The following is a 13449-nucleotide window of genomic DNA, read 5'->3' as shown; positions in this document are numbered from 1 at the left end:
GGCCTTAGCGTTAAATAATAAATTAATGTACAGGTTCTGAAAGTGGCAGGTCAGGAGACCCGCTGTAAAAAACAATCAGAGTGGCTCCCTTATCTCCCGTTTTGCCGCGGTGGGCCATGTTAACCATTTCAGGAAGTACTTGCCCTTGCTTTATCCATTGGGTTTTGCCGGTTTCCTTCACTTCGATCTGGATTTCTCCTTTTTCTACGTATGCCGCATTGATGACAGGATGCTTATGCCAATCCAATGCTTTGTTGGGAGGGACGGATATCTTAAGAACTGATATCTCAGGTTGCCCCGTCGGATAAACAGGGTAGAGGGTACCTTCCCAGGATTTGGAAGTCTTCAATAACGTTACCGATTCAATTTTATCAGAATATTCAGATTTCTGATCATCAGATGAAGAATTGTCACAAGACAGAATGAGGGTAGAAAGTACAGCAAGCATTGATGTACTGAATAAATTTCTTTTAGTCATAGTTATAAATTATGAGTTGATGAACCTTTATGATCCGTTTCACAAAAATAATAACCAGATTTAATTTTCCCTAGTAAATGAATTATTTTTTGCTTTTTTTACATAAAAACTACCTCTGAAAAAATATTCTTCAAAGAAAACATTTGTCATAAGTTTAAAAGTTTATTTTTTATATTTTTGCTACCAAATTAGAAAACAATGAAAAAAGTATTAGCAATCGCATTTATCGGAGGTTTATTATTAGCTAGCTGCTCTAAAAAAGTAGATCATTCATTACAAGACAGCAATACCATGCTTGAAGAGCCTGCAGCAACTACTGTTGTAGATTCTACAGCTAAACCTGCCGCTGCTCCTGCTGCAACTCCTACTGCTCCTGAAGCTGCTAAAACAGATTCTACTGCGAAGAAATAATGAAAAAAATATTTTTGGCAGGAATTGTAGGTCTTCTGACCATTTCCTGTTCTAAAAAAGAAAATACAGCTGAAGTGGCGACTTCTTCTGAAACACCAGCTGTTTCAGAAGCTGCAAAATCTAATCTTTCCGGTGATCAGATCATCGAAACATTAGATTGTTCAGGATGCCATTCGGCTACCGAGAGAATGATAGGACCTTCTTATCAGGAAATCGCCAACAAGTATTCTGAAAAGGATATTGAACTGCTGGCTTCCAAAATTATAGAAGGCGGAAGTGGTGTTTGGGGAGGTGTCCCTATGGCTGCCCATCCACAGGTATCTAAAGACGATGCCAAAAAGATGGTAGAATATATTTTAAGTCAGAAAAAATAAATGTCTACTGAAAAATCCAGTCTGCACACAAGAAATCTGCATCGCGATCCATACGATTTTGAGCAGCTTATTTCTTGTGTGCCGGAACTGAAGCATTATGTATTTGTCAATGCTTATCAGACAACAACGATTAATTTTAGCATTCCTAAAGCGGTAAAGTTGTTGAATAAGGCATTGTTGGAGCATTTTTATCATGTTAAAAACTGGGATATTCCCGATACCAATTTATGTCCTCCCATTCCCGGCAGGGCAGATTACTTGCACTATATTGCAGATCTGTTAGCAGAATCATCCGGTGAAATTCCGGCAGGAGTTGCTGTAAAAGGTCTGGATATAGGAACCGGAGCGAATCTTGTATATCCTTTAATTGCTCACCGGTCTTACGGCTGGCAGATGCTGGGAACTGATATCAGTGATTCTCTTAAAAATGCACAGGAGATTTTAGACCAGAATCTGGATCTTCTTCCGGTAATTCAATTACAACAACAGCCGGATCCAAAGCATATCTTTAAAAATATTCTGAAATCTGATGACCGGTTCACATTTTCGATGTGTAATCCCCCCTTCCATGATTCCGAAGAAGCTGCGATGAAGGGAAATATCAGGAAAACGAAAAATATTAACAGATCAAAGAAACAAAAACCTTTACTCAATTTCAGCGGCCAACAGTCCGAATTATGGTGTGAAGGTGGTGAACTGGCTTTTATCAGCACAATGATTCGGGAAAGTGCAGAATTGGCATCGCAGGTTCTCTGGTTTACCTGTCTGGTTTCTAAAAAAGATAACTTACCCAAACTCTTGGAACTTTTAAAGAAAGTAAAGACTGCAGATTTCAAAATCATTGATATGGCTCAGGGACAGAAAGTAAGCAGAATGCTGGCCTGGACATTTATTCCTCAACAGAAGCAGAAATACTGGTTTACGTAAAATAGACCATGTCATTGTTTTGAACGTTAACATGATCTATTTTTAAATTTCTGAAAAAATCAATTTGATGGTCAAGGCAAAAATGCCTAAATTTGTACGCTTTTAGAAAAATAAGAAATGCAATTATCAGAACAAGAAATCATTAGAAGAGAAAAGCTGAATAAGCTTACTGAAATGGGGATTAACGCATTCCCTGCGGATGAGTATACGATTACAGATACTACAGAATCTATAAAACAGGACTTTTCTGAAAGTAAACAGGTGAAGATCGCTGGTAGATTAATGTCCCGCAGAATTCAGGGGAAGGCTTCTTTCGCGGAATTGCAGGATTCTAAAGGAAAAATTCAGGTTTACTTCAACAGAGACGAAATCTGTCCGGGTGAAGATAAAGAACTATATAATGAAGTGTACAAACACCTTTTGGATATCGGTGATATTATCGGTATTGAAGGAGAATTGTTCACGACTCAGGTAGGGGAGAAGACGGTTTTAGTAAAAAACTTTACGCTTTTAACCAAAGCTTTACGTCCGCTTCCTCAGGCAAAAACGGATGAAAACGGGGTAGTACATGACGGATTTACAGATCCTGAATTGAGATACAGACAACGTTATGTGGATTTAACGGTAAACCCTCAGGTAAAAGAAATTTTCGTGAAGAGGACAAAATTGTTCAATGCGATGAGAACTTTCTTTAACGATGCAGGATATTTTGAAGTGGAAACTCCGATCTTGCAGTCGATTCCCGGTGGAGCAGCGGCAAAGCCTTTTATCACGCATCACAATGCTTTAGATATTCCATTATATTTAAGAATTGCCAATGAATTGTACCTGAAAAGATTGATCGTAGGTGGTTTTGACGGAGTATATGAGTTCTCTAAAAACTTCAGAAACGAAGGGATGGACAGAACCCACAACCCGGAGTTTACTGCTATGGAAATTTACGTAGCATATAAAGACTACAACTGGATGATGGATTTCACTGAGAAGTTATTGGAATTCTGTGCCATTCAGGTAAACGGAACTACGACTGCTACATTTGGAGAACATCATGTAGACTTTAAAGCTCCGTATCCAAGAGTTTCCATGACAGAAGCTATCCTGAAATTTACAGGTTTTGATATCACAGGAAAAACAGAGAAGGAATTGTATGATTTTGCAAAATCTATCGGTATTGAAGTGAATGAAACAATGGGGAAAGGGAAATTAATTGATGAGATCTTCGGTGAAAAATGTGAAGGAAACTTTATTCAGCCGACTTTCATTACGGATTATCCTGTTGAAATGTCTCCATTGACTAAAAAACACAGAAGCAAAGAAGGTTTAACAGAGCGTTTCGAATTGATGGTATGTGGTAAGGAAATTGCCAATGCTTATTCAGAGCTTAATGACCCGATTGATCAGAGAGAACGTTTTGAGGCTCAGATGGCCCTTTCTGAAAGAGGTGATGATGAGGCTATGTTTATTGATCAGGATTTCTTAAGAGCTCTTGAATACGGTATGCCACCAACCTCAGGATTAGGAATCGGAATGGACAGGCTGATCATGTTCTTAACGAACAATGCATCGATCCAGGAAGTATTATTCTTCCCTCAGATGAGACCTGAAAAAGCCGTTCCGCAAATTGAACTGGGAGAGGATGAGAAAGTAATCCTAGAAATCCTAAATTCTCAGGAAGAACCGATGACTTTAGCTGAAGTAAAGGAAAGAAGCCAGTTATCAGGTAAAAAATGGGACAAAGCTTCCAAAACTTTGACAAAGAACAATATTGTGAAAGTAGAGAAAATTGACGAAGTTCTTTTGATGAAGCTTGTATAGTTTTATTAAAACAGATATAAAAAAAAACCGGTACAGATTTAGTGTGTACCGGTTTCTTTTTTCCATTTCCGGAGCTGCGTCCTGAAGTTTTTAAATGGGGCCACGGTATTGATATGAATCCATTTCCAAACCGGCCATTTTGCAGGTGTAGTGGCCCATTTTCTTTGTTCAGGAACAAATAAGGTTTCATGATCAAGGCTTTCAATCCAGTCAATAATTTCGTTTACCTGACTTTGTAACAGTTCTCTTTGCTGTTGCAGGCTGTAAGAGCAATATTGTTCGTAGAAAGACTGATATAATCCTTTTAAATTATTCCATTTGTAATCAGGGGTCGGTGTTTTTACTTCGATTCCTTTTCTTTCGTCAGCTTCCCATTGCAAGAGTAAATGGCTCCAGCCGAGTTGATAAGCTATGTTTTGTGAAGGCGTTTTGTCGACTCCATGTTTATATAAACTTTTTTCGATTTCTTTTATATCATCAAACTCCTTATCATACAATTCATATCTTTTTCTAAGCTCATCGATGAGTTCTTTTTTATCCTTATATGTTTGCATAAGTTTTACTTTCTCAGTTTGCTGAATGAAGCCATCAGATAAAACAAAAACGGTAGAATAAATAATGATCCCAGCATTAAAGCCCATCCTAAAGCAGAGATTGTTTTTTCAGGCGCCATATGTTCTAAAAGTGAAAGATGCTGCCCATTTCCCAACAGGATAATATTCGGGTTATGCTGATAAGTGGCAGCCACAAGGATCATTACCATCTGGAACCCTGCCAATGCACGTACAGGAAGCAATTTCTGGCGGTTCAATGCCCGAAGTATCAATAGCAATGCAATGGTTGCAAAAGCAATAGCCATAATTCCCAAAGGTTTTGAAAATACCCACATCAAAAGGGGAATATCTGAAATATAAGCAGTAGCAAAGACGAGAATTCCCGTAATCACTACAAAAATCATGGTTTGTTTTGATTTTCTGATCATCAATAGCAGTTCCTGTTTATCTCTGGTTTCTCTTAAAGAAAAAATAGAGGCCAGATAAGCACAAAGAGCTACCGTAAATAGACCAACCGAGACCCCAAACCAGTTGAGCCAGCTAAAAATATACAGATCCGGAAACGTGGTTGCATCAGGATTGATGGAATGCGAAACCGTTGCCGCTGCAATGAGCCCCAGGAAAAACGGGGTCAAAAGACTCGCATAATAAAATATCTGTGTATATAAAACCTGCCAGTTATCTTTTACTGCATCATAATGTCTGAAGGTAAACGCTGTTCCTCTCGCAATAATCCCAACAAGCATGAGCACTAAGGGAATGTGGAGATACGTAGACATGGTCGTATAGATCTCAGGAAAGCCTACAAAAAGAATAACAATGGCAATAATAAGCCACATATGATTGGCTTCCCAGACAGGAGCAATAGATTCGTACATGATCTCATGGGTTTTATGCCGGGCTTTTTTATTGGTAAAAAGTTCAACAATACCTGCCCCAAAGTCAGCGCCACCCAAAATAATATAAAGACAGATGGAAAGCCATAGAAAGCCTATAACAATATAGATCATGATTTTTTATTTTTATCGTTAAACTGTGGGTCTGTTGGGTCATAAAGTTTTGGTACCATTTGTACCTGTCTTCTTAATAGGAATATCAGAATCAATGACAATGATATAAAGATCGCAGTGAAGAAGTAGAATGAATATTGTATTCCAGGCATGGGCGTTACCGCATCCACTGTTCTCATGATACCATAGATAATCCATGGTTGTCTTCCGACTTCTGTGACAGTCCATCCTGCTTCAAGCGCAATGTACCCGAAAGGAGTCGCAATTAAAAAGGTTTTTAATAACCAGTGTCTGGATAACCATTCCTTTTTAAAGAAGAACGCATACAGGTAAACCGCCCCGATACAAATCATAATAACTCCAAAGAAAATCATGATCTGAAAAGCGTAATGAACTACCGCAACCGGAGGCCATTCGTCCCTCGGGAAATCTTTAAGTCCCTTTACTTCCGCATTAAAATCATTACTTACCAGAAAGCTGAGAACCTTTGGAATTTTAACGGCATATTTAATTTCACCTTTTTCTTCATCAGGAATTCCCCCAATGACAAATGCTGCCCCTTTTTCTGTTTCAAAATGAGCCTCCATGGCGGCCAGTTTAATGGGTTGTCTTTCAGCTACGGACTTCGCAGCTACATCACCGCTTAAAGGCGCACCAAATGCTCCGATAAGGGCGAAACCGACAGCAATTCTGAAAGCTTTGGTATGAAACTCAACATTCTTTTTTCGCATGATCATAAAGGCATGAACTCCGGCTACTGCAAATCCCGTGGCACAAAAAGCGGCCACTGTCATATGGAGAGCCTGTGGAAACCAGGCTTCATTGAACATCGCTTTGATAGGATCTATATTGAGATATTGCCCGTTGATATAATCGAAGCCGGCCGGAGAGTTCATCCATGCGTTGGCGGCTACAACCAGAATTCCTGAAGCTAATCCGCTTACTCCTACCAGGAAACCACAAAACCAGTGAAACCATTTGTTGAACCTTTCCCAACCATACAAGAAAAATCCGATGGCAATAGCCTCAATGAAGAATGCTGTTCCCTCAAGAGAAAATGGCATCCCGAAAATAGGACCGGCATGTTTCATAAATCCAGGCCACAAAAGCCCCAGTTCAAAAGAAAGCATAGTTCCTGAAACGGCTCCGGTGGCAAAAAGGATAGCGACTCCCTTGCTCCAGGCTTTGGTAAGACCTTTATAAACTTCATTGTTTGTTTTAAGATACTTCCAGTGGGCAAAAGCCATTAAGAAAGGCATCACCATACCCACACAGGAAAATATAATATGAAAGCCCAGAGAAAGCGCCATCTGGGCACGGGCAGCAATAAAATCATCCATAATATCAACTTTTCAGTAAATAAATTTACGCATAAATTATGGATGTGGAATATGATTTACAACAGTATGAATTAAACATAACAGTTTTAACTTTGATCCTTTATTTTTGTAGGAAAATGGTCGTTCTGAAAAGCGGGAGCCATTTTTCAGGTGCATACCATATAATATGATGCAGAGTTTTATCATTTTTAAAAAAGATAAAAAATTGATTCTGAAATGGTAATGATTGACCTAAATTACTCTAAAAATAACGATGCTGTTTAGCATTCTTTTTTTATGCTGATAACAATACTTTTTTGACACTTTTTAACTTTCATACGTCGAAAAAAATCACGATATTTGTAAGTCTTTGCATAGAGCAGGATTTTTAATATTTAATATGAGTCAAAAACAATATACAGCTAGTAGTATTCAGGCATTGGAAGGAATGGAGCACGTTCGTATGCGTCCTTCAATGTACATTGGTGATGTAGGAACAAGAGGACTTCACCACTTGGTTTATGAAGTAGTAGATAACTCTATTGACGAGGCATTGGCAGGATACTGCGACACAATCTTCGTAAGCATCAAGGAAGGAAACGGAATTGAGGTTATTGATAATGGTAGAGGTATCCCGGTTGATTTCCACGAAAAAGAGCAGAAATCAGCCCTTGAAGTTGTAATGACAAAAATTGGAGCCGGAGGTAAGTTTGATAAAGATTCTTACAAGGTTTCAGGAGGTCTTCACGGAGTTGGAGTTTCGTGTGTGAATGCACTTTCCAACGAAATGGTAACTACTGTTTACAGAGACGGAAATATTTACCAGCAGATATATTCTAAAGGAAAAGCGCAAACTCAGGTTGAGGAAATCGGGCATAGCGAGAAAAAAGGAACCAAGCAGTTTTTCCAACCGGATGATACAATCTTTACGGAACTGGTATATAATTATGATACATTAGCAAGCCGTTTAAGAGAACTTTCTTATCTGAATAAGGGAATTACAATTACCCTTACCGATGAAAGAGAAAAATTAGAAGATGGATCTTTCCGTTCAGAAGTTTTTCATTCTGAAGGAGGTTTGAAAGAATTCGTTGCCTACATTGACGGAAACCGTGAATCTATTATGGAGCACGTGATTTTCATGGAAGGTGAAAGGGATGATATTCCGGTAGAAGTAGCTATGCGTTACAATACTTCTTTCAACGAGAATCTTCACTCGTATGTAAATAACATCAATACTCATGAAGGAGGTACTCACCTTGCAGGTTTCAGAAGAGCTTTAACAAGAACTCTTAAGAAATATGCCGATGAGTTGGGATTGCCTGCAAAAGAGAAAGTTGAAATTACAGGTGATGACTTCCGTGAAGGATTAACCGCTGTAGTCTCTGTAAAGGTAATGGAACCTCAGTTTGAAGGACAGACGAAAACTAAATTAGGTAACTCTGAAGTTTCCGGTGCTGTAGATAAAATTGTAGGGGAAATGCTTACTAACTTCTTAGAAGAAAATCCTAATGAAGCTAAACTGATCGTTCAAAAGGTTGTTTTGGCGGCTAAAGCAAGACAGGCTGCTAAAAAAGCACGTGAAATGGTTCAGAGAAAATCTCCGATGGGAGGTTCCGGTCTTCCGGGAAAACTATCTGACTGTTCTTCAAAGGATCCGGCAGAGTCTGAAATATTCCTTGTAGAGGGAGATTCCGCAGGTGGAACGGCTAAACAAGGGCGTGACAGACACTTCCAGGCTATCCTTCCACTAAGAGGTAAGATTCTCAACGTAGAAAAATCTATGCTTCATAAAGTATATGATAACGAGGAGATCAGAAATATTTATACGGCTCTTGGAGTTTCAGTAGGTACGGAGGAAGACAGCAAAGCATTGAATATGGCTAAACTGAGATACCATAAGATCGTAATCATGACCGATGCCGATATTGACGGTTCTCACATTTCTACGCTTATCCTTACTTTCTTCTTCAGATATATGAAAGAATTGATTGAGAACGGATATATCTATATCGCTCAGCCACCTTTATATCTATTGAAAAAAGGAAATAAAAAAGTGTATGCTTATAACGAAAAAGAACGTGAAGAGTTTACCTTAGATATGTCTCCGGACGGTAGAGGAGTGGAAGTACAACGTTACAAAGGTCTTGGAGAGATGAATCCTGAGCAGCTTTGGGAAACAACGCTTAATCCGGAACATAGAATTCTGAAGCAGGTGACAATCGACAATGCCGTTGAAGCAGATAGTATTTTCTCAATGCTGATGGGAGATGAGGTTCCACCAAGAAGAGAGTTTATCGAGAAAAATGCAAAATATGCAAAAATTGATGCCTAAGCATTTGTAAAATATACCCTAAAAAGCTTCTAATTATTTAGAAGCTTTTTTTATATTTGGAGTAACCAAAAAAAACAAATAAATATGTTAACTCTTTTACAAACAGACCCTTATAATGGGATGGATGCAGCTAGCGGTGCAGCTGCTGCAGGATTTGGTATAGGAACGATGATCATGAGCTTATTGTTCTATGTTTTCTATGGATATTGCATGTACAAAATCTTTCAAAAAGCCGGAAGGCAAGATGCATGGGCTGCTTTTATTCCTATTTACAACACGATTGTACTTTTAGAGATTGTTAAAAAACCCATATGGTGGATTATCTTATTCTGTATCCCTTTGGTAAATATCTATGCCATCTGGGTTACCTATGATAGATTAGCTAAAGGTTTTGCAAAAGAAACTCCTTTGTATACAATCCTGTTACTCTTCCTCGGGTTTATTTTTATTCCTGTTCTTGGGCTGGGGAGTGATACTTATGATAGCAAAAGAATTCCAAATGATTAAAAAATCGGAAAAAGACTTCAGAAACGAAGTCTTTTTTATTTTATAAAAGTCTTTTTAATGGAAATTTTTAACAGTTGTTAAGATTTCATTATTTTTGCCTACTTTTAATAACTATGATGAAAATATTATTTCTAGCGGCCATATCTACGGCTCCATTCTATTATGCGCAGACATATGCGGTTTCTGCAATTCCTGAACATTTAAAGAAAAATGCGAATGTTGTCATCAGAAAAGAAGATCAAGTTATAGAAATTAATAAGATTGATGATATTCAGTATAAAAAAACATCTGTAATTACAGTTCTCAATAATGATGGAGTTTCATATTCTATTCCGAGAATAGGCTATAGCAAGGGAGGGAATATATCAGGGATAAAAGTTATAATTTATGATGAAAAGGGAGTGAAAGTTAAAACGTACTCAAAGAGTGATTTTGTTGATATTGCAGCCAATCCTCAAGGATCATTTTACTCTGACAATAGGATGCTTATTCTTCCTTACAATTATTCACAATTTCCTTATACGCTAGAATTCACTTATGAACTTAAGGATGAAACTACGGTTTTTATTCCAGATTTTATTCCTTTTTATACTTATAATATTTCATTACAAGAAAGTAAGTTAAATGTTATTAATAAATCAAACATTAATCTGCGGTCAAAAGTCTATGATTCTCAGTTCTCTTATGGCCAAGTAGAGGTAAAGACTGACAAGATTGCCTCATCATACTTTTTTAAGGATATACCGGCTATCGATAATGGTAAAATGGTGCCTAGTCCTCAAACAATATTACCAAAGGTTAGTTTCTCTCTGGATCAGTTTAATCTTGTGGGTAAAAGGGGGAGTATCACTTCGTGGCAAGACTTTGGAAAATGGTATTACGAAAATCTGCTTTATCCTGTTTCTATTTCTACTCCGAATATTAAATCTGAAATTGCTTCATTAAATCTGACAGGAACAATAGAAGAGAAGGTAAAAAGAATATATCAATATATGCAGAGTAAAACCCGATATGTATTTGTTGCTCTCGGAATAGGTGGCTGGCAACCCATGCTGCCAGATGAAGTACAAAAAAAAGGATACGGGGATTGTAAAGGTTTAACTAACTATATGAAAATACTTCTTGATGAAGCTGGAATTCAGTCTAACTACTGTATTATTAATTCTGATTATTCTCCTGTAAGTTTTGATAAAGATTTTCCAAAAATGTCTGGAAATCATGTTATACTCATGATACCTACAGAAAAAGGAAATATCTGGCTGGAAAATACCTCTCAGGAGATAGCATTTAATCATTTAAGTTTCAGTACAACAGATAGAAATACTTTGGCCGTAAAATCGGATGGAATAGAAATTATACAAACTCCCAGTTATACTGCGGAGCAGAGTGGAGATAATCAGACTGTTGAAATCCAATTAACAGCAGGTAGCTCTGTTTCGGGGAAGGCTAGATTTTCATATCGGGGAAGCCAATATGATTATCATCTAATGTATGTTATGCTTTCTGAAAAGGAAAGAAAAGATCGATTGGTAAAAAAGTTATCAACTTTAGATTTTGAAAATCTAGATATAACGAAAATTACCAATGATAAGGATAAAGCGATGATAGATTTGGACATTGATTTTAAGGCCGCTAATTACACTAAGATGCTGGGAAATGATTATGTTTTTAGAGCCGTTCCTCTGTATGATGATATTTTCCATACCGATGAGAAAGATAGGGCATTACCTTTTGAAAATAAATTCTCTTTTCAGGATAACTATACTATAGATTATAAACTTCCTTCCGGTTATTATATAAAAGCTATTCCCGAAGATGTAACCCTTAATTCGGAATTTGGTATTTATAGTATTGCCTTTTCAAAAATAGCAGATAAACTTATTGTAAAAAGAACTCTTAAAATTATAAAAGGAATATACCCCAAAGACAAGTATAAAGATTATATAAATTTTAGAAAGAAAATACGTAATGCTGATAATGCTAAAGTTTTGATGTCCATTAGAGAAAATATTTAGAATGAATTATATATTTTGATTTAAGTATAACACTTATTATATTAATTAATAACCATAATAAAAAGCTATGAAATTTAAGAATGTAGCCTTAAATGTACTCCTTATTACATCTTCTAATTTGATGTGGTCACAAACCCATAAATTTCTTTCGTTTCCCATTTTCAATGAAACTGATGTAAAAAAAACGAGCTCCTTAATTGAAAAGGATGCCCCTGCAGAAATATTATATAATATTGTAAGGTTTAATATCCTTCCAAAGCAATCATTAGAAAAAGAATATTATTCTAAAATTAAAATTTATGATAAAAATAAAGCTGAAGAATGGCTAAATCTTGAAATTCCTATGCAAACTGGAGAAAGATTATTAGAATTCGAAGCTACAGTATATAATCTGGCAGGAGACAAGGTAGAAAAAGTTACTGTCGATAAAAAAGATCAGTTAAAGGAAAATTTTATAAAGGGCCTTAAATTTTATAAAATTGCTTTTCCCAATATTCTAAATGGTTCTGTGATTGAATATAGATATAAAGTAGGAGATGCTAATTTTTTCAATCTTAGCCATGTGCTTGAACATAATATTCCGGTTGTATATCAGGAGTTTAATCTGGAATATCCTGAAACTTTGGCTTATACCTTTAACAACCCTGGAAATATGCTTGTTCCAAAATATAATATTTCAATTACGGAGAATAGGAGTAATCTTTTATATAATATTTACAGATTTGGTTATGAAAATGTAAAACCAGTTAAAAATGAATTATTTGTGAAAGATTTAAGCAGGCATAAAGCAAAATTAAAAGCTCAATTAGCTTATCTATTAACGCGATATCGATCCAGAGAATATACTTATGATAAATCTAAAGATTGGAACAATGTTGCAGAATTATTATCAGAAGATGATAAATTTGGAGGATTTTTAAAAAGTGATGTTAAAGGAATTTTACCCGAAGAAATTAAAAATTATTATGAGGCTAATGAAAGGGCTAATAAGGTATTTAATTTTGTTAAAACAAATTATAAATGGAATAAACAAAGTAGTATCATACCAAGTCAAAATATTAAACAGTTATTAAAATCAAAGACAGGAAACAGTGCAGATCTCAATTTATTTCTTGTCATGTTACTTAGAAATTCAGGTATTGAAGCTAACCCTTTTCTAATTTCAACTGTGGATAACGGAATTTTTAATATTGCTTCGATTGATCTTAACAGTATGAATTATGCATTGGCGTCAGCTAAAATTAATGGTAAGATTAACCTTTATGACGCAACTTCATATAATGCAAAGGCAAATTTGATGCGTCAGAGGAACTGGAATGACTTTGGGATTTTATTTGAAAAGGACAAAGGGACTGAGATGACTTTTGTAAATAGTCATTCCTTAAAATAAATACAACGATTTGATATTCAATATTTTATTATCAAATTTCGCTTAAAAATGTTGTATAAAATTGCAGAAAATCGTATTTTTAGGGTATAAAAAGTGGCAAAATGTTAGGAAAAATAAAACAGGATTTACAGCAAAATTTATTCAGGACCAGACTTACCGAGCTTATTAATATGGATCATCCACTTGTAAAATTAGCGCATGAGATTTCTTGGGATAAAATAGAAGCTGAGTTCGAGGGTTTATTTTCAAAAGAAGGAAGACCCTCTATTGCGGTTCGCAAAATAGCAGGAATGCTTTTGCTCAAGGAAATGTTT

Annotated in this window: 12 protein-coding genes and 1 pseudogene; 9 read left to right on the top strand and 4 right to left on the bottom strand. The window is 36.3% G+C overall.

The window, feature by feature from the left end; translation table 11 throughout:
• Nucleotides 1-22: 22 nt before the first annotated feature.
• The gene (locus tag M030_RS0108305; protein ID WP_027373088.1) at nucleotides 23-478 is read right to left on the bottom strand and encodes a cupin domain-containing protein; all 456 of its coding nucleotides are present in this window, start codon (nucleotides 476-478) and stop codon (nucleotides 23-25) included.
• 198 nt (nucleotides 479-676) lie between these two features.
• On the opposite strand from M030_RS0108305, the gene M030_RS0108300 reads away from it, so the two are divergent.
• The 4 genes from M030_RS0108300 (at nucleotide 677) to lysS (ending at nucleotide 4005) form a co-directional block, all read left to right on the top strand.
• Nucleotides 677-889 (top strand): hypothetical protein, encoded by a 213-nt coding sequence (locus M030_RS0108300; protein WP_027373087.1) that lies wholly within the window; start codon nucleotides 677-679, stop codon nucleotides 887-889.
• Nucleotides 889-1263, top strand: a complete 375-nt coding sequence (locus tag M030_RS0108295; protein WP_027373086.1) for a c-type cytochrome — start codon at nucleotides 889-891, stop codon at nucleotides 1261-1263. The genes M030_RS0108300 and M030_RS0108295 overlap by 1 nt, the downstream gene beginning before the upstream one ends.
• Complete coding sequence (rlmF, locus tag M030_RS0108290; protein WP_027373085.1) at nucleotides 1264-2190, top strand: 23S rRNA (adenine(1618)-N(6))-methyltransferase RlmF; 927 nt, start codon at nucleotides 1264-1266, stop codon at nucleotides 2188-2190.
• A gap of 117 nt (nucleotides 2191-2307) precedes the next feature.
• Nucleotides 2308-4005 (top strand): lysine--tRNA ligase, encoded by a 1698-nt coding sequence (gene lysS / locus M030_RS0108285; RefSeq protein ID WP_027373084.1) that lies wholly within the window; start codon nucleotides 2308-2310, stop codon nucleotides 4003-4005.
• A gap of 38 nt (nucleotides 4006-4043) precedes the next feature.
• Here lysS and M030_RS0108280 read toward each other — a convergent pair whose 3' ends face one another.
• The 3 genes from M030_RS0108280 to M030_RS0108270 are packed head-to-tail and all read right to left on the bottom strand — an operon-like array spanning nucleotide 4044 to nucleotide 6909.
• Nucleotides 4044-4559: a ClbS/DfsB family four-helix bundle protein gene (locus M030_RS0108280; RefSeq protein WP_027373083.1), complete on the bottom strand. Its 516-nt coding sequence runs from the start codon at nucleotides 4557-4559 to the stop codon at nucleotides 4044-4046.
• Between the two features lie 5 nt (nucleotides 4560-4564).
• A complete protein-coding gene (locus tag M030_RS0108275) occupies nucleotides 4565-5569 on the bottom strand; it encodes a cytochrome d ubiquinol oxidase subunit II (protein ID WP_027373082.1) in 1005 nt (334 codons plus the stop codon).
• Nucleotides 5566-6909 (bottom strand): cytochrome ubiquinol oxidase subunit I, encoded by a 1344-nt coding sequence (locus M030_RS0108270; RefSeq protein WP_027373081.1) that lies wholly within the window; start codon nucleotides 6907-6909, stop codon nucleotides 5566-5568. Before M030_RS0108270 ends, M030_RS0108275 begins: the two co-directional genes overlap by 4 nt.
• A 379-nt stretch (nucleotides 6910-7288) precedes the next feature.
• Between M030_RS0108270 and gyrB the strand changes: the two genes are divergently transcribed.
• The 5 genes and pseudogenes from gyrB to M030_RS0108245 all read left to right on the top strand — a co-directional run.
• Nucleotides 7289-9223 (top strand): DNA topoisomerase (ATP-hydrolyzing) subunit B, encoded by a 1935-nt coding sequence (gene gyrB / locus M030_RS0108265; RefSeq protein ID WP_027373080.1) that lies wholly within the window; start codon nucleotides 7289-7291, stop codon nucleotides 9221-9223.
• An 84-nt stretch (nucleotides 9224-9307) separates the two neighbouring features.
• Nucleotides 9308-9730: a DUF5684 domain-containing protein gene (locus M030_RS0108260; RefSeq protein ID WP_027373079.1), complete on the top strand. Its 423-nt coding sequence runs from the start codon at nucleotides 9308-9310 to the stop codon at nucleotides 9728-9730.
• 113 nt (nucleotides 9731-9843) lie between these two features.
• Entirely contained in the window at nucleotides 9844-11745 is a 1902-nt protein-coding gene (locus M030_RS0108255; protein ID WP_027373078.1) for a DUF3857 domain-containing protein, read from the top strand.
• Nucleotides 11746-11812: 67 nt separating this feature from the next.
• Complete coding sequence (locus M030_RS23875) at nucleotides 11813-13135, top strand: DUF3857 domain-containing protein (protein WP_051584948.1); 1323 nt, start codon at nucleotides 11813-11815, stop codon at nucleotides 13133-13135.
• Between the two features lie 101 nt (nucleotides 13136-13236).
• A pseudogene (locus M030_RS0108245) lies at nucleotides 13237-13449 on the top strand (IS5/IS1182 family transposase); the annotation flags it as partial.

Origin of the sequence: Chryseobacterium sp. UNC8MFCol, assembly GCF_000482305.1 — a bacterium.
Classification (GTDB): Bacteria; Bacteroidota; Bacteroidia; order Flavobacteriales; family Weeksellaceae; genus Chryseobacterium; species Chryseobacterium indologenes.
The sequence above is the reverse complement of the archived record's forward strand: the minus strand, read 5'-3'. Positions and strand labels throughout refer to the sequence as shown.